This window comes from Brachyspira pulli (genome assembly GCF_036997785.1).
GTDB lineage: Bacteria > Spirochaetota > Brachyspiria > Brachyspirales > Brachyspiraceae > Brachyspira > Brachyspira pulli.
In genome coordinates this window covers 1-17547 of record NZ_JAWLQI010000039.1, presented here as the reverse complement: position 1 = coordinate 17547, position 17547 = coordinate 1, and the positions used below count along the sequence as shown (strand labels likewise).

Genomic DNA, 17547 nt, shown 5'->3' with positions numbered 1-17547 from the left:
ATGTGCAATTATATTAGATATAAGTAATTATAATGATGTATTTGTTTTATAATTATTGATTTTTTTATATTGTTGTAAAATAAATAGGGTAGGTATTTTTATTATTTTGTTAGTAGCTATATTATTTTATATAAAGATAATTGTTTATTAGATTTTCTAATATATTTCAGTATAATATAAAACTTTATTAAACTAAAAAGATTAGTTTAATAAAGTTCAAAAAATTAAATTATATTATTTTACTCTTTTTATTTTTACTCCGAAACGTTCCTCAACTAAACTAATAAGTTCAGGCAATTTTTGTTCAGCAATCATTTTTAATTTTTCTCTTTCTATATTTTGAGCAGGAGCACCTAGCATAATGGAATTGGATTCAACTTTAACATTTGACATTAATGCTGTTCTTCCTCCAAGTATTACTCTGTCGCCAAGAGTAACATGGTCAGCTAAAGCAGCTTGTCCGCCTAATATACAATGATGACCTATTTTAGAACTTCCAGCAATACCTACTTGAGATACTATTATAGAATGTTCTCCTATTTGACAATTATGTGCTATTTGAACTAAATTGTCCACTTTTACACCTTCTTTTATAATTGTAGAACCTAAAGTAGCTCTATCAACACAAACATTAGCTCCAAGTTCAACATCATTTTCTATAACAACATTTCCTCTTTGAGGTATTTTCATTTGTCTGCCATTAACTTCAAAGAATCCGAATCCGTCATTTCCTATAACAGTTGATGAACCTATTATTACTCTGTCTTTTACAATACATCTGTCATGAATTGAAACATTGGCATATATTGTGCAGTTCTCTCCTATAACAACATCATCGCCCAAAAATACATTAGCCTCTATAACTGTTCCATTTCCTATAACTGTATTTTTCCCTATATGAACATTGTCGCCTATATAAGTGTTTGGAGATACTTTTGCATTTTCTTTAATAATAGCTGATGGCTCAATGGTACCTAAAGGATATTTTTTATCTTCAAAAAGAAAATATAATAATTTTATGAATGCTTCTTTAGGATTATTATATATAATTGCTGTTTTGTTTTTAAAGTCGTTTATTTTATTTGCTGTATCTTCTCTTAAAATTAAAGCATTGGCATTACTATTTAAGGCAGCTTCTAAGTATTTGTCATTATCTATACAAACTATTGAATTATCTATTATTTCATTAATAGGGGAAAGAGTTGTTATTTCTTTTTCTTCATCTCCTATTATTTTTTGTGCCTGAAGGAAATTATAAATATCTTTTATTTTCATAATATTATCTCCTTTTATTTAAAATATATAAAAAACTAAAATGTACTTTTAATACATCTTAGTTTTTTATAGTTAATAATTAATGATTAATAATTATCTTTGTAATGATGCTTTTACATTTGCAATAACTGATTCAGTAATATCAAAGTTTCTGTCAGCATATAGTATAGCATGTTCTGTTCTTTCTAATATTAAAGTATAGCCTTCTTTTTTCACTATAGTCATAAGTGAATTAGCAACTTGTCTTTTTACTTCGCCTCTTAAAGAATAATCTCTATTGTTTTGAACTATTGAAGTATCTTCCATATTTGTTTGCTGAGCTTCCTGAAGTTTATATTCTTCTAATTTTGCTTTTAATTTTTCAACAAACTCTTCATCGCTTGTAAGTTCTTTGATAACTCTTTCAAGATCAATATATCCAACTTTTGTAAGTCTATATGATTGTGTAAATACTCTAGGGCTGACAATAGATACTACAAGTGTAGCTATAAATAATAAACTCATAATATAATACTTTTTCATTTTTATCTCCTTTTATTTATAAATTATAAAATTATTATCAAAATAATATATTCTTAATAGAATGGGTGGTTCATAGTAAATGCAATTCCCCAACCTCTGCCAAGCCATTTTCCAAGAGGCGTATAAGAATCTCCTTCAAAGTCTTGGAAGCCTTTACCAAAACCGACATCATCTTTATTGTATACGAATCTTTTAGCAACATAGAATCTTACATTGAATATCGGTATAGTAAGTCTTAAACCAAAACCAACAGAATATATGTATTGAGACGGATCAAATATATCCTTAATATCCATAAATTGAGAAGGATATGTTTTAGCATCTCCGTCCTGATTCCAGCCAGTACTTCCAGGCATCCATAATTGACCAGCATCAAGGAAAGTAACAAATCCCAATGTTTTTGGTACAATAGGTATACGAAGTTCAGCGAAGAATCTTACTTTTGCTCTACCATAACTCCAAGAATCAGTAGTAGCTGTTCCATCTGAATTAGGAGTTCCTGCCATATCATAAGTTGATAAACCTCTATTTTTCTTAAATATAGTATATTTAGAAGTATCCCAACCACGAACATCTTCAAATGGGTTAAGATAGTATAAAACATCAGCGTCATTTTGTAAAGGAAGTCCAGGAGTAGCTATTATTTGACCTAATTCTCCATAGAATGCAAATGAAAGCCAATCAGTTGCCGGTATAGCTAAGAATCCTGTTAAGTTCATTCTTGTTAATTGAGTATGTCCGAAGTATAAATCTACTATACCTCTTAAGAAACTTCCTCTTGTAGGGTTAAGATAATCGTTTCTGCTGTCACGAAGAAGTGAGTAAGATATAATAAATGTTGTGAACCAATCACTTTGCCATCTTAAGAAAGAACCGTCTTTTTTATTTACTCTATGTATTAAATATTTTTTAATATCATTAAGTACATAATTAGGGCCTGCTTCACTAGCACCTTGATCTTTACCCTGCTGATACTGCTGAACTATAGTATCAAATGTTATGAAAGTAGAATAATAATCAGCAAAATAATAACCAAGTCTTACAATACCTTCAAAACCATGTCTTGTATAATATGAATATTTAGGTATTCCAAATGAGTCTGCTCCTATTTCATAACCAGTATTTACACCCTCATTAAAGTATGATAAATCAACACCTAAATATATAGGCAAATTAAGCAAATAAGGCTCAGCAAAGTTAACAGCTATACGTTTTTGTGTTTCTCCTAATTCACCGCTCAATCCTAATTGTAATCCTCTACCTAAGAAGTTGTTCTCTCTTATAGAAGCGAATACTTTAAATCCTGAACCAGTAGAGAAACCGCCTCCGCCTGATACCATTGCTGTTTTACCTTCAGTTACATTTAAAGTCAATTCCATTAAGCCTTCAGCAGAACCAGGTTTAACTCCAACATTAATATTATCAAAGAATTGTGTATTATATAATCTTTCTTGAAGTCTTTGTATTTTAGTTGTATTAAATACTTCACCAGGTTTTATATCAACATATCTTTGTATAACAAAATCTTTAGTTTTTGTGTTTCCAGCTATAGTAATATTTTCTATATGTGCTTTATCGTTTTCTACAATATCGTACATTATATTTACTATTTTGTTTTCTTCATTAACTGTAATTACTGGTATAACTTGTCTGAATATGTAACCTCTTTCAGAATACTTATTTTGTATACCTTGATAATCTGTCATATGATAAGTATAATTATATAAAGCACCTTTTTTTGATTTAATATCTTTTTGTATATTATCAGAAGATATAATGAAATTGCCTTTAAATCCTATATCCCCGAAATAATATTTATCACCTTCAGTTACATATATATCTATTATTAAGTCCTGTTCATTTTTTATCTGCGGATCTCTCCATTGATATGTGAACTTTACATTATCTACTTTGGCTCTGTAATAACCTCGGTCAGCATAATACTTTACAATTTTGGATTTATCTTCTTCAAATTTAAACTCATTAAATTTACCGAGTGCCATAAATCCATTTTCTTTTGTGGACATTTGTCTTTTTAATTCATTAGCAGAGAAATGTGTATTACCATGGAATCTTATATTAGCTACTTTTACTTCATTTCCTTCAACTATGTTCATTTGTATAACAACATCAGAAGTATCACTATTTTCTATTACTTTAGGCTCAACATAAGCTTTTAAATAGCCTTTATCCTGATAGTTAGTAATAATAGCATTAACTGCCTCATTAAGTTTTTGAGGTATATACGGATTTCCCGGCTTCATTATTGGCTTTATAGCATCATTAAGTGCCGTTCTGCTTAAACGCTTATTTCCAATATACTCTATGTCTTTTATTATGTATCTTTCAGCTACTACAATATTTAATACTACACCGTCATCTTCTCTATTGGCATCAATAGCAACTCTGTCAAATGATTGAGTATCAAATAGTTTTTTTATAGCTTCATTTATTTCAGCTCTTTTAAATTTACTTCCAACCTTTATTGGAAAGCTGCCAATAATTTGATCTTTTGTAAGCCTAGATTCTCCTGTAACATCTATACGCTTTATTTCAAGACCTTCGTATACAGCTATGTTTTTTGCTGTTTGTAAATTTTCAAAATCACTTTCAGCAGCTATCAAGAAAGCCGCAGTTAGTGCAAGAAATGAAAATAGAATAATACAATTTTTCTTAATAAAATTCACTAAAATCTCCACCGAGTAACTATATTAAAATCTTGTCCTTTTCCTCTTATATCGAAAGGATTTATTTTATACTCAAAAACAAAATTTGCAAGTTTATAATTTTTTAGCAAAGATACTTCAAAACCAAATTGATGGTCAAAATAATAAGGATCCACGTTTTTACCGTTAACACTAGGTCTTGTTGTATCATTAACTCTATAGGTAACATCGTATTTTAAATACAAATATTTAGAAACATATTTTCCAATACCAACGCTTGTATTATCCCATATAGAAGTAGGACTTATATTATTATTATTTGTAACAAATAGCAAGTTATTTACTACTGTAGGGCTTAAGTTAATATAGTCTATACCTAAGAACTGTCTGAACCATCTTTCTACAGGTCTTAATACAGTACTTCTTAAAAGCAAATCGCTATAATTCATAGTAAGCTGCTGTAATTGGTCATTATTCATAGTATTTCTATTAGCGGCACTTTCAGCAAACATTTGATTTTCTCTGTCTCCAAAAGTACCTTGAGGTATTCCTGCTAACTGATTAACTTGATATTGTCCTAATGCAGGTATAGTGTAGAATTTTACAGGTGATATTCCTCCGTCTTGAGATGATACTAACTGTGATAATCTTGAATTCATTTCCATATATAAAGTTACATTTTCACCGGATAATTCACTTTCAAATGATTGAGAGGATAAATTAGCTGTTGAAGGATAATATTTCTTATATGTATATGCTGTTGCTGTTATTATAGGGTCTAAACTGTTATTAGGAGGGAATGTAACAGAACCGCTTTCTAACTGATATATATTTTGTAGATAATAAATACTTCCTCTGTCTACATTTACAGTACCTGCAAGCTCTATACCGTCCATAATAGTATTATAAACTCTCATTTTAGAGCCTTCTTCCAAGTATACATCACCAACTAAGTTATGGGCAACTCTAACCTGTTTCCAAGCCTCTATAGTGAAATCCCAGTAAATTTTACTCAATATTCCATATACACGTTCTTTATATGTGTTTTGAGATGATATTGATAACTGAACATCGCTTTTCATTAAAGTGAGAACTCCTCCTATTCTAGGAGCAGCCATATTTCCGCCTACTGTTATATCAACATGTACAGGGCCTTTAACCTTAGCAATACCTAAATTTAGATTACCGTCTAAAAGTCCTAACTGTTCATCTGATGACAATAAATCGAATGCCATATAGTTTATACTATTTTTAAATATTTCTGCTTCACCGGTTATACTTAAATTTTTCTTTTTCTTAGATGTGAATGTCAAATTATTAACATCAAACATATGTCCGTTGAATCCGAAATCTACTATTGTGTCATCAAATACATCATTGAAATATGATATTTTTACTCTTTTACCATGTCCTAAGAATCTTCCGTCTATAGCAACATTATCAGCATCGCCATGTATATGGGCATATAATGTATATGGATTTCCGTCTACCATAAAGTTAGTAGGTGAGGAGTGAATTTCTGTGAATAATACATTAAATATTTCAAATACTTCTACATTTATTATGTCTGAAGTAATTAATAAATCAACTTGATCTCTTTTAGTATTTTTTATAACTCCGTCTATATTGAGCATATCATCATTATCATATACATAAACTAAATCTGTTTTAGTATTGCCTAATTCTTTTGTAATAGAACCTGCAATACCATGTTTTTTTGTATTGGTAAATATTATATCTTCACCATTGTAAGTCATTATTGTACCGAATTCCGGTAATTTTCTTTTGTTTATTGTTATAGGTGTTGTTTGTATTCTAAATTCCTGTCTGTCATCTGGCAATCTTCTCATATTATAATCTATAGTACCGGAAAATGAACTTAAGAAAGTCATATTATTAACTTCTACTTTCATATTCTGCAAATCTCTTGAGAAGTATGCATAAGGTATTTTTATTTGCTGTTTTTTGGCGAATGGTTTTGCTGAAACTGTACCAAAATCTCCTGTTTTAGTTACCAATATATCCTTTAATTCTAATTCATCTGTTTTATAATAACCGGATAATGAAATATCAAATCTCATACCCGGTATTTGGAAATCTTTAACATCAAATTTTTCAAGATAAACAACAGGACTGCTCATCAAACCTATTAATGTGGCATTAGCTGTTAATACACCATAAGCCTGACCGCTGATATCAAATGGTAATTGGCTGATAGTCACTTTTCCGTATACATTGTTTTTATTGATTGATGCATCTAATGCCAATATTCCGTCATTTTCTATATCTTTTAATAATACTGTAAATTTATTTATTCCGTCAGAAGATGCCAATATTCCGTTTCCGGATACTCTGTTTTCACCATAATCTAATATGATGTTTGTAAACATTATACTTTGATTTGATAATTCAAATTGAGTATTTAAGGCAAATATAGGTGCCAAATTTTTATTAGCCTTTATATTTCCATATAAATATATAGGCTGCTGAGTATAGTTATTAACATTTACATCTATATTTAAATCAATATCTTTTATACTTAAAGTTTTTGGAGTTTTTATATTTAAATCCAATAATCCGTTTGTAGATATTATACCGCTTGCTATTATTTCTGATTTATCTGTGGAAGCATATATTACCTTGCTTCCATTAGTAGATGTAGTTGAAAATCCGCTTAATCCATAATCGCCTGCTGGTGTATTGAGATTACCTTCTATTTTTACATTAAAGTTTTTATCATATTCTATTTTTGCATTTGCATTTATTCCGCCGTCTTCTGAAAGTCTATAGTAAATATCATCGATTTCTATTACATTTTTATATGCTGAGGCTCCTATTCTTATTAAATATTCTTCTGTATATATTTTTTTAGATGAAGCCTTTAATACATGTACATTTCCTTTATCTTGAGTATATAAAGCATTACTCATAGTATATTCTACATTTAAAGAAGAAAGGTTATCTATTACATTTTGTCCCAATGCCACCATAAAAATATCTTGAGGTATTACACCTTTGGCACTTATTAGAACGGGTTTTGTTTTATCTAAAGAAAATTTAGCACTTAAAGGCTGATCATATTTATTTGCTACTAAATCAAGACCTATTTCATTTTCTTCTCTATTATATAGAAAATCAAATGCTAAAGGTTTTGTTAATGTATTGGCATAAGTAAATTCAGATATTGTAAATCTTGATTTAATTTCTTTATCATCTATTTTAAGAGGTCTTAAATATAATTTTGTAGATAAAGGTTTATCTCCAGCTTTTATATTATTTACATTTAATGATAATAAACTTGATACAGGATCTCCTAATGGTACTATTCCGCTTGCTACTATATTACCTTCTAAGGCATTTACGTATGCATTGGATAGTATTATGCTGTTATTTGTAAGTTCAGCATTAACTGCCACATTAAATAATTTATCTCTTACTCTTAAATCAAAATCTATATATGAATTTGTCATATTAGTTAATGAATAATTACCATAGGCATTAACATCAAGATCTCTGAATGTATCTATAGAATTACTTATTGTAGATATTGTTTTTTCATCTAATTTGACAAATCTATAAATTATAGGGGTATCCAAAGCAATATTCATGAATTTATATATAGTATCTTTTGTTACTTTTATATTTGTGGCAGAAAAACCTATATCTTGTTCATTATAGTCATATTGTACATTTAAGAAATTATTATTATTTTTTTGATTTTGTAAACTAGCTTGCACCCCGTCACTGCTGTTTGTTAATAGCAGATTATATACAAATAAATCTCCATGTTCATCTTTTGCATGTATTAATGAAGTTATTTCTGATAAATTGGTTTTACTTTCTAAAGAAAAATGTACAGTAGTTTTATCAGGCAAATCTATATTATATGAAAGAAAATAACCATAAGATCTAAAATTACCATCTAAAGAGTTTAAAGATGCTTCTGTTACATTGTTACTATTATCTACTATTTTTGTAGAGAAGTTCTTTATACTAATATTTTTATCCATAAATATTGGAGTTATACTATTTATAAGTTTTCTGATATCCTCATAAGAGTTTTTACCGCCTCCGCCGCTTCCAAATATAGAGGTATCTAATAATACAGGATAAAAATCAGCATTATCTATAGCAACATCACTTAAAAGATATAAAGGGTCTCTTTTGATAAATATTCTAAATAAATTGAAACGTAAAGAGGCTCTATTCATATCGAAGAAAGGTTCAGGATTATTTTTTGAATATAGCTTAACATTATCAAGTACTAATTCTAATTTATAGGATATACTTATATCAGATACAGAAATATCTATAGGACTTACTTTGTTTATATATTCTATAACATTATCAAGATACTTTTGTTTATTTGACAATACTAATGAAACGCTAAACAAAGCAGGTATCATAAAAGCTAACAAGGTTGTAGCTATATACATTCTAAACCTAGAGTACCTATTTCTTTGACGCACTCAGCAGTCCTTTTTTAAATATTGTTTACAATTATTTTCATTATACAATATAACCTATTTATAGAAAAATTGTTATATCTATAATTACTTATTATCGGAATTTCTGATTTTATCAGTTAAAAACTATGAATAGTTATTTTTTAATACTTAAATACACATAAATAATATAATTTGACAAATAAAAAAAATAAAACTATACTATATTATACATAATAGTAGTTTATTATTTGGGGGTGTGAATATGCTAAAACAGTTAATAAGAAACAAAATAGATATAATTGATAATGTAAGTAATTGGGAAGAAGCTATAAGAAAGGGAGCTGAGCTTTTAGTAGAAAATAAATGCATAGAACCTAGATATGTTGATTGTATTGTAAATAATATCAAAGAATCAGGACCTTATATTGTACTTGGTGACGGAATGGCTATGTCTCATGCCAGACCGGAAGATGGTGTTATAAAGAATGGTATTACCCTTTTAAAAATTAGAGATGGTGTTGATTTCGATGAAAAAAACAGAGTATTTTTACTATTTACATTGGCTGCTGAAAATAATGAACATCATCAGGAATTATTAGAAGAAATAGCTGATTTATTAAATGAAAGCGAAAAAATAAAAAGAATAATGTATGATGATTTAAGTGATTTAGAAATATATGATTTAATATAATGTAAGTCATAAAATTTTTTCATATTTTTTATTTCCATATAAAATATAAACTAATTATTATTTTGTTCAAATTATTTAAATAATGATGAGGATATTTTGAATAGCATTAAATTAATAGCCTTAGATTTAGACGGAACTCTTTTAAATAATAATCATCAAATAAGTGATTATAATAAAAATGTTTTAAAAAGTGCTTATAATAATGGAATAAAGATAATACTTTCTACTGGAAGACCTACATCATCAGCTTTGAAATTTTTATATGATTTGAATATAGATAGTGAATTAATATCATTTAATGGTGCTATGATAACGGATAAAGATTCTAATATTATATATGAGAAAAGTTTAGATTCTGAGACTGGAAAGAAACTTATAAACATAGCAAAGAAATATAATGTATATTATCAATCATTTTTAGGCAATAGATGGAATATAGGTTTCTTTGATGAGAAATGGCTTAATTATTATATATCAATAGCACAGATACATAATTATATTATTGGTTTTGAAGGTATAGAAGATTTTTCTTTTACTAAATTTATGTTTATAGGTGAAAATGCTGTATTAAAAAATATAGAGATTGAATTACAAAATATATTTGGAAATGATTTGTATTTTACATTTTCAAGAGAAGTATATTTAGAGGTTATGAACAAAGAAGTTTCAAAGGCTAATGCTATAGAATTTTTACTAAATAAATATAATCTTAATAGAGAAAATGTCATGGCTTTTGGCGACAATAATAATGATTTAGAAATGCTTGAATTTGCCGGCATATCGGTTGCTGTAGATAATGCTGAAAAATCAGTAAAAGAAAAATGCAAATATATAACCAAAAGCAATGAAGAAAATGGAGTAGGTGAGTTTATAAATAATTATCTTAATTTAGACTTTTAATTATAGGAGTTTTTTATGCAATATGTTATAGGTATAGATGTAGGAAGCGGAAGTGTAAGAGCTGGTATATTTTCAGTGAAAGGTGAAAGCGTAATATTTAAAAGCAAAGATATAAAGATGAGAAAGATGTCTGGAAATTTTGTAGAGCAGTCATCGGAAGATATATGGGATAGTCTTTGTTATGTAGTAAAAGAAAGTATAAAAGAATCAAATATTAATCCTTCAGACATTATTGCTATAGGTTTTGATGCTACTTGTTCGCTTGTTGTATTAGATAAAGATGATAAGCCTGTAAGTGTTAATCCTGATAATGATAATTATTGGAATATAATAATGTGGATGGATCATAGAGCTGAAAAAGAAACTGAATTTATAAATTCTAATAATTATAAAGTATTAAATTATGTAGGCGGAAAGATAAGCATAGAAATGGAAATGCCAAAGATTTTATGGTTAAAAAACAATTTAAATAGCTCCTATAAAAGAATTGCAAAATTTTTTGATTTAGCAGATTTTCTTCAGTATAAGGCATGCGGTTCTGAGACAAGAAGTTCATGTACATTGGCTTGTAAATGGACATATTTAGCACATGAAAATAGTTGGGATAAAAGTTTCTTTCAATCTATAGGACTGGAAGATTTATTAGAAGATAATAAAATAGGAAATATAGTTAAAGAACCGGGAAGTTTTGCAGGCAATCTTACAAAACAAAGTGCTTTAGAATTAGGTTTGACTGAAAATGTGAAAGTTGCTGTTGGAATGATAGATGCCCATGCTGGCGGATTAGGTTCTTTAAGAGATGAGGCAGATGATGTGCTTGTTATAGTGGCTGGAACATCTGCTTGTCATATGATGAATAGAAAAGAATCTACTTTTATTCCGGGAATATGGGGCCCTTATTATAATGCTATGGTTTCTAATATGTGGCTTAATGAAGGCGGACAAAGTGCTTATGGAAGTTTGCTTGATTATACATTAAGAAATCATTCTTATTATAATACTTTGCTTAAAGAGGTAAATGGAAATCATAATAAGATATATGATATATTAAATGATGAAATAAAAAGATTAAGAGACAAAGATCCGTATATAATAAAAGATTTGCATGTGTTAGATTATCATTACGGCAATAGATCTCCTAGAGCAGATAATAAACCTAGAGGAATGATTATTGGTTTAGATATGGCTGAAAATTTAGAATCTATGGCTAAAATATATTTGGCTGTTCTTGACAGTATATGTTTTGGTACAAGACATATTATTGAAGTGGCAAGAAATAATGGATATAAAATCAATTCTATAATAGTATGCGGCGGAGCTGTGAAGAATTCTTTATATATGCAGGAATTGGCTGATATTTGCTGTCAGGATATTTATTTTGCAGGTCATGATGAGGCAGTTGTTTTGGGAAGTGCTATTAATGCTTCTATAGCTTCAGGAATATATCCTACATATAAAGAGGCTTTGAGCAATATGGGAAAACTTGGTGATATTGTAAGACATAATAAAGAATTAAGTAATTATTACAATAAAAAATATGAAATATATTTGGATATGTTCAATGATAAATTAAAATATGAAAATATAATGAAGGATTTTTAATTTATTCTAATAGAGAAAGTTTATCTTCTTTATTGTTATAAATGATTTTTCTTTCTTTTATATCAGCTGTACTATAATCTATTTTTTTATCGTATAGAATATCATTATTTATATCATATTCTTTTAATATGTTTTTTGAATTGGCATAACAGTATATGCAGCCGTTTGTACAGGTATTGTATGTTCCTATATCAATGCTTTCTATACAATTGCATAATTTTCTTTGAGATTTATCTTTATTTTCTTTTATAGTATAGCCTAATATTTTTTGTATTCTGTTTTTATCTATACAATATGATTTCTCTGTTATATCAAAGTCTTGAGAACAGGATTTTAATTTTATATTATTTTTTTCTGATATTTCTTTTAATTTATTTATTAATATAATTTTGTCTTCATTATTATCATTTATATTGCTTATATTATTTTTTATTTTTGAATATATTTGAATAAAGCTGAATATGCATTCATAAGTATATCCATTTAAGCTTTCAGCAAAATTTTCAAAGTTTTTTAAATGATAATCTATATTAAAATCATTATTTAGTATAATAGGATCATATCTCCATACAATGCTATCTTTACCGAATAATTTACTTATAGTTTTGAAATTGTCTATTAATATATTTTTATCTGGTATATTCTTTTCTATATCTTTATTATAAGGCGTGATAGTAAAATGCAAGTAGAACTTATATCCTAAATTTTTTACCTCTTTCAAAAAATCTATATTAGGATTCTTTGACCAAAATACTATAATATCTACAATATTTTTATTTAATGGTATTTTATAGAATTTATTTTTACTTATAGGATTTTGAGTAATAGCATATCCTTCTTTCAATCTATTTAAAAACCATTTGTAATGCGATGAAGGTATATCGGTTCTTCTGCTTGCACTTATTATCATTTATATAAATGTATTAAAACACACCCATTTTCTTTCTTTGTGATAATTTAAATCCGTAAGCATCATGTCCCGGATATAATAAAGTATCATCATCTAAAGTAAATACTTTTTCTTTTATGCTTTTTTCTAATGCATCATAATCACCAGTAGGTAAATCTGTTCTTCCTATTCCATAAGCAAATACAGTATCTCCGCAGAATAAATGTCCTTCCGTATAGAAACATACTCCGCCTCCGGTATGACCCGGTGTATGTATTACTTTAAACTCTCTGTCTTTTAATTTGAAAGTATCTCCGTCATCAAATTGTATTTCAGGACTTTGACATTTTAATATGCTTCCTAAATATGCACTTACATTTAAATTAGGATCTTGAAAGAAATTATAATCCAAGTTATGAACGCAATGAGGAACATCTGGAAATTCTTTTCTTATATCATCAGCTCCGGATATATGATCAAAATGTCCATGTGTATATATTACTCTTACTAATTTTTTTCCTTCTAATAATTTTTTATAATCATCATATCCGAATGATAATTTTGCTATATCTATAATCATAGCTTCATCATCAACGGATACTACATAAGAATTCATTCCGTACATGTTTATACTTATACAATCAACTTTTAATTCACTCATTATTATTTTCTCCTAATTAATTTCCTATTTTTTTACTGTGTCAGTAAGAAAAATATCTGTAGTATCTAGCATACCAGACATAGTATTGTATTTGATTATTTTTCTTGTTTTATCATCTTTTTCAATATATGCAGCTATTTTTGGAAGGAATATCGCAAATGGCATGCCTTCTATTTTTATTTCCATTTCATAGCATTCTTTTTCTTCATCTTTTATTTTTATCTTTTTTATTCCATTATTTACTATTGATACTTTCACCTTATTATCTTTTGAAGCCATAGGCATTATAATATTCATTTCATTAGTTATATCAAGAGGGAAGGTTCTTGCCATTTGATAAACTCCGTACATAGAAAATACAGCTAATGAACCTGCATCATTTGTGTAATTTACTTTGCCTCTTATATCAAATGTATGCTCCATTGTTCCAAAATCATAATAGTCTATTGTTTTATTATAAACTGTTCTCATATTTTCTAAATCTATTTTAGAATACATTTCTGATTTTCTAATATTAGTCATCATACTTTCTTCTAGTAAGAATGGATCTTTTAACTTATTTGTTACATAGCCTTTTATAGAAGTTTCTTTGACATTCCAATATCCATTATTATCAACGGAAGTTTCTGTATACACTATTACAGCATTATTTTTTTTACTTGATATTCCTTTATGAACGAAATATTCACTTTTTTGAAAATCTGGAATATTAGTATATGAATAATACTGTGCCAATAAAAAAGAATTTAATATAAAAAAAATTATCAATATGTTTTTCATAATTATATAATAACCTTAAAATTACAAATTTCAACTATGCATTTATTAATATTTTATTCGCTTTTTATTTTTAAAATATTACCTTCAATATCTATTGTGATAATATTGTTATTTATAAGCATTTCATACTTGTTTTTTCTTTTTATTATTCTGTATATATTAATACTTTCGTACTTTTCTTTTATAGTTTTTAAAACATCTTTTTCTATAATATTATCTTCAGCAAGTTTTTCTACTATATTAAATGGTATTTCATTTCCGTTTCCTATTATAGAAGTCCATTCTCCTTTTGTATTAAAATTGATTGAACTTCCGCCTTTAAATACTGCACTATATGATGAGTTAAATGTTACTTTAAATAAATAGTAATCAGAGAAATATGTTTCTATAAAGTTTCTTGCTTTTTGAGGCAGGCTTTTTGATGAAAGAATATCCATAATTATCCTTATTACAGTTAATAGAAATTAATTTATTTATTTTCTTCGTTCTTTTCTTTTTCTATCATATCTTCTAAATATGCCTTTAAGAAAATATAATTGTGAACATCTGCAAGATTTTGATTATTGTCGATTTTTTTGTTTAGAAATTCCACTAATTCTTCTTTTGTTTTCATATAAGCTCCTTTAATAATTTAAGTAATAATTTTTGGGTTAAACAATATAATATTATTTGCAGTATGTCAATTATAATTAGTATATAGAATTGCTTAAAATAGAGTATCAAAAATGTATTCGAAGCCAAATAATTTTAACTTTTTTATAAATACTTATTATTTATCAATTGTGATTATATACTGAAAATTTTTAAGTTTGTCAATTTTTATATTGTTCTTTTTCCCGCCGCAAAAAGAACCTTATATCCTCGATAAACTCGGATACGCTTCGCGAAAGTGCAAATGTAAAATTACTACTAAATCATATTGACTTTGTTTTACATGTATATAAATTATTAATTTAAGATAAAATATAGCCCTTCGCCTGCCGTAGGCACACTTCGTGATGCGGGCTGTGCCTGCTTCTCGCTGTAGGCGTACTTCGTATGTGGCACGCCACAGGCAACTCCCTACGGTCGCAAAAGAAGTGGGGTCTGTGGCAAAGCCCCAGATATAACAACAAAAATATAAATTGGTTTTTTGACAAAATGTAATTGTTTAGGTATATATAATAATTTACTGTTTAAATATCATATTTTTATAAAAAAATTATAGTATTATTTTTAGGCTTTTTTTGTTTTTAAAATATTTCCGTCATAATCTATATAGATGTAATATGCATTATCTACTTTAAATTCATAGCCTTTGCTTCTTTTATATATATTATTTATGTTTGTATATTTGTTTTTTATGATATTCATAATTTTACTGTCAATAAATTTTTCAGCTGTACTTATCTGTATTATTTTTCTATTTCCTATTATAGAAGTCCATTCGCCTTTTCTATTAAAGTTTATAGATGAACCGCCTTTAAAAATAACCATATAATGAGTGGATACTGCAGCACTATACACTTCATATTCGTTAAAGTATGTATTTACGAATTCCTGAATATTATTAGGAAGAGAGGTATATGGTACAAACTGAATATTTCTTTCATCATCAAAAAATATAAATGAGGAAGACACTATATATAATATTGATATTAAAAAATAAAATTTTATATTATATTTAGTCATAATTCTTTCCTCCTTATATTAATAATTTTAAATATATACTGAAACAAATATATTTTGTCAAAAATTATTTTATTATTTTTATTATTTGTGGGGACTAGCCCCACCGCTCTGCGTACTTCGTAACACCCCCCAGTTCTTTTGCGACTGAAGGAAGTACTGTAAGTATTGCCACAAAGAAGCTATATCCTCGACAAGCTCAGATACGCTTCGCGAAAGGCTATATTTAAACTTAAATGTAATAAATTATTTTACATGTAATACAATTTTAGTATGATTTAGCACTAATTTTATATTTGCACTTTTTGCAACTTTGACGAAGTCCGCAGAGCGTATGCGGCGGGAAAAAGTTGAATAAAAGAATTGACAAACTTAAACATTTTCAGTATATAACAATTTTTGGAACTATAAACGCATACATTCTGATGCAAAATTATGATACAACGTTTTTTTACTTCAAAAAATTAAGGAATACTTAAATTCAATATCTATGTCATCTGTGCATATATTGGTATATGTAAAAAATATATAAAAAAATAGGCTGTATAATTAAAATATAAAGCCTGTTTTAAATTACTCAGTTAATAATTAATATAATTAATTTTTTTGAAGTTTATACAAACTATCAGTTTCATAATAATATTTTATATTTTCACTTTTATCAAAGATTATAAACTGAAACTCTGTTATAGAATCATTTTCAACTTTCATAGTTAATGTATATTCACCTCTATAATCACTTGAATAATATGTATGTTTAGAATTATCCAACTTAATATTATTAAAATAAAAAGGGGTTGGTATATTCACTACAGCACTTTTATCTTTTTCATTAATATCAACATACACATTTTCAGGGTCAAATTCTGTAAGTTCTGTTCCATCCAATTTTTTAGCAATTAATTTTGCTTTTCCTCTAAATTCTACATAACCATCATCTTCAAAATTTGGTTCTGAAGTTTTATTTTCACTGCTGCTTATATCATTCTTAGAAGAAGTATTATCTGAATCAGCATTATTTTTTGTTACATTATCAGTATTTTGAAGAGGATTAGCAGGGTTATTTTTGGTACATGATGCCGCAAATAGAATTATCATTATAATTAAAAATATTTTTATTTTCATTTTTTATTTCCTTTATTTTTTATATGTCTTAAATATAACATTTTTATATTAGAAGTCAAATTTATTTTCATAAAAATGAATTTTTATGAAACGGATAATATTAGTAAATTTAAAAGTTTTATTGAAAATAGTAATATATCTTTACTAAAAAATAAAAATTATTGCACAGGTGCTATAGATATTGCATTTAGGAATTCCTTAATTTCTTAAAGTAAACAAACGGCGTATCATAATTTTGCATTAGAATGTATTCTTTTATGATTCCAAAAATTATTATATTTCCTTAGTTTTAGATTAGCTTTCTCTAAAGTTAATTCTTT

The 17547-nt window shown here is 27.2% G+C and carries 14 protein-coding genes and 1 pseudogene; 3 read left to right on the top strand and 12 right to left on the bottom strand.

The window, feature by feature from the left end; translation table 11 throughout:
- Positions 1 to 234 precede the first annotated feature (234 nt).
- The 4 genes from lpxD to R4K56_RS09515 all read right to left on the bottom strand — a co-directional run bounded on the left by lpxD (position 235) and on the right by R4K56_RS09515 (position 8869).
- Positions 235 to 1275 carry a UDP-3-O-(3-hydroxymyristoyl)glucosamine N-acyltransferase gene (lpxD, locus tag R4K56_RS09530; RefSeq protein WP_335771731.1) on the bottom strand — a complete coding sequence of 347 codons (1041 nt, stop codon included), beginning with the start codon at positions 1273 to 1275 and terminating at the stop codon, positions 235 to 237.
- A gap of 93 nt (positions 1276 to 1368) precedes the next feature.
- Positions 1369 to 1797: an OmpH family outer membrane protein gene (locus R4K56_RS09525; RefSeq protein ID WP_335757000.1), complete on the bottom strand. Its 429-nt coding sequence runs from the start codon at positions 1795 to 1797 to the stop codon at positions 1369 to 1371.
- A gap of 53 nt (positions 1798 to 1850) precedes the next feature.
- Positions 1851 to 4484, bottom strand: a complete 2634-nt coding sequence (gene bamA / locus R4K56_RS09520) for an outer membrane protein assembly factor BamA (protein ID WP_335756999.1) — start codon at positions 4482 to 4484, stop codon at positions 1851 to 1853.
- The gene (locus R4K56_RS09515) at positions 4484 to 8869 is read right to left on the bottom strand and encodes a translocation/assembly module TamB domain-containing protein (protein WP_335786906.1); all 4386 of its coding nucleotides are present in this window, start codon (positions 8867 to 8869) and stop codon (positions 4484 to 4486) included. The genes bamA and R4K56_RS09515 overlap by 1 nt, the downstream gene beginning before the upstream one ends.
- A 304-nt stretch (positions 8870 to 9173) precedes the next feature.
- Here R4K56_RS09515 and R4K56_RS09510 point away from each other — a divergent pair, with 304 nt between their 5' ends.
- The 3 genes from R4K56_RS09510 (at position 9174) to R4K56_RS09500 (ending at position 12104) form a co-directional block, all read left to right on the top strand.
- Positions 9174 to 9602, top strand: a complete 429-nt coding sequence (locus R4K56_RS09510) for a PTS sugar transporter subunit IIA (RefSeq protein ID WP_335756998.1) — start codon at positions 9174 to 9176, stop codon at positions 9600 to 9602.
- 96 nt (positions 9603 to 9698) lie between these two features.
- Entirely contained in the window at positions 9699 to 10502 is an 804-nt protein-coding gene (locus R4K56_RS09505) for a Cof-type HAD-IIB family hydrolase (protein WP_335760472.1), read from the top strand.
- A 15-nt stretch (positions 10503 to 10517) separates the two neighbouring features.
- Positions 10518 to 12104, top strand: a complete 1587-nt coding sequence (locus R4K56_RS09500) for an FGGY-family carbohydrate kinase (protein ID WP_335771733.1) — start codon at positions 10518 to 10520, stop codon at positions 12102 to 12104.
- Between the two features lies 1 nt (position 12105).
- On the opposite strand, the gene R4K56_RS09495 is transcribed toward R4K56_RS09500, so the two are convergent.
- The 8 genes and pseudogenes from R4K56_RS09495 to R4K56_RS14815 form a co-directional block, all read right to left on the bottom strand.
- Positions 12106 to 13014 (bottom strand): DUF1848 domain-containing protein, encoded by a 909-nt coding sequence (locus R4K56_RS09495; RefSeq protein ID WP_335771734.1) that lies wholly within the window; start codon positions 13012 to 13014, stop codon positions 12106 to 12108.
- Positions 13015 to 13027: 13 nt separating this feature from the next.
- The gene (locus tag R4K56_RS09490) at positions 13028 to 13654 is read right to left on the bottom strand and encodes an MBL fold metallo-hydrolase (protein ID WP_335771735.1); all 627 of its coding nucleotides are present in this window, start codon (positions 13652 to 13654) and stop codon (positions 13028 to 13030) included.
- Positions 13655 to 13678: 24 nt separating this feature from the next.
- Positions 13679 to 14434, bottom strand: a complete 756-nt coding sequence (locus tag R4K56_RS09485; RefSeq protein ID WP_335771736.1) for a hypothetical protein — start codon at positions 14432 to 14434, stop codon at positions 13679 to 13681.
- 53 nt (positions 14435 to 14487) lie between these two features.
- Positions 14488 to 14871 carry a PepSY-like domain-containing protein gene (locus R4K56_RS09480; protein WP_335771737.1) on the bottom strand — a complete coding sequence of 128 codons (384 nt, stop codon included), beginning with the start codon at positions 14869 to 14871 and terminating at the stop codon, positions 14488 to 14490.
- Positions 14872 to 14903: 32 nt separating this feature from the next.
- Positions 14904 to 15047, bottom strand: coding sequence for a hypothetical protein (locus R4K56_RS09475; RefSeq protein ID WP_297245480.1), 144 nt, complete (start codon positions 15045 to 15047; stop codon positions 14904 to 14906).
- A gap of 602 nt (positions 15048 to 15649) precedes the next feature.
- Complete coding sequence (locus R4K56_RS09470) at positions 15650 to 16105, bottom strand: PepSY-like domain-containing protein (RefSeq protein ID WP_300743296.1); 456 nt, start codon at positions 16103 to 16105, stop codon at positions 15650 to 15652.
- A gap of 594 nt (positions 16106 to 16699) precedes the next feature.
- Entirely contained in the window at positions 16700 to 17227 is a 528-nt protein-coding gene (locus R4K56_RS09465) for a hypothetical protein (protein WP_335771738.1), read from the bottom strand.
- A 187-nt stretch (positions 17228 to 17414) separates the two neighbouring features.
- Positions 17415 to 17547 (bottom strand): annotated as a pseudogene (locus tag R4K56_RS14815) (DDE-type integrase/transposase/recombinase); the annotation flags it as partial.

Bases quoted from the DNA above. Each gene is read 5' to 3' on its own strand.
- lpxD (WP_335771731.1), bottom strand. From the start codon at position 1,275: ATGAAAATAAAAGATATTTATAATTTCCTTCAGGCACAAAAAATAATA.
- R4K56_RS09525 (WP_335757000.1), bottom strand. From the start codon at position 1,797: ATGAAAAAGTATTATATTATGAGTTTATTATTTATAGCTACACTTGTA.
- R4K56_RS09515 (WP_335786906.1), bottom strand. From the start codon at position 8,869: ATGATACCTGCTTTGTTTAGCGTTTCATTAGTATTGTCAAATAAACAA.
- R4K56_RS09510 (WP_335756998.1), top strand. From the start codon at position 9,174: ATGCTAAAACAGTTAATAAGAAACAAAATAGATATAATTGATAATGTA.
- R4K56_RS09500 (WP_335771733.1), top strand. From the start codon at position 10,518: ATGCAATATGTTATAGGTATAGATGTAGGAAGCGGAAGTGTAAGAGCT.
- R4K56_RS09495 (WP_335771734.1), bottom strand. From the start codon at position 13,014: ATGATAATAAGTGCAAGCAGAAGAACCGATATACCTTCATCGCATTAC.
- R4K56_RS09490 (WP_335771735.1), bottom strand. From the start codon at position 13,654: ATGAGTGAATTAAAAGTTGATTGTATAAGTATAAACATGTACGGAATG.
- R4K56_RS09485 (WP_335771736.1), bottom strand. From the start codon at position 14,434: ATGAAAAACATATTGATAATTTTTTTTATATTAAATTCTTTTTTATTG.
- R4K56_RS09480 (WP_335771737.1), bottom strand. From the start codon at position 14,871: ATGGATATTCTTTCATCAAAAAGCCTGCCTCAAAAAGCAAGAAACTTT.
- R4K56_RS09475 (WP_297245480.1), bottom strand. From the start codon at position 15,047: ATGAAAACAAAAGAAGAATTAGTGGAATTTCTAAACAAAAAAATCGAC.
- R4K56_RS09470 (WP_300743296.1), bottom strand. From the start codon at position 16,105: ATGACTAAATATAATATAAAATTTTATTTTTTAATATCAATATTATAT.
- R4K56_RS09465 (WP_335771738.1), bottom strand. From the start codon at position 17,227: ATGAAAATAAAAATATTTTTAATTATAATGATAATTCTATTTGCGGCA.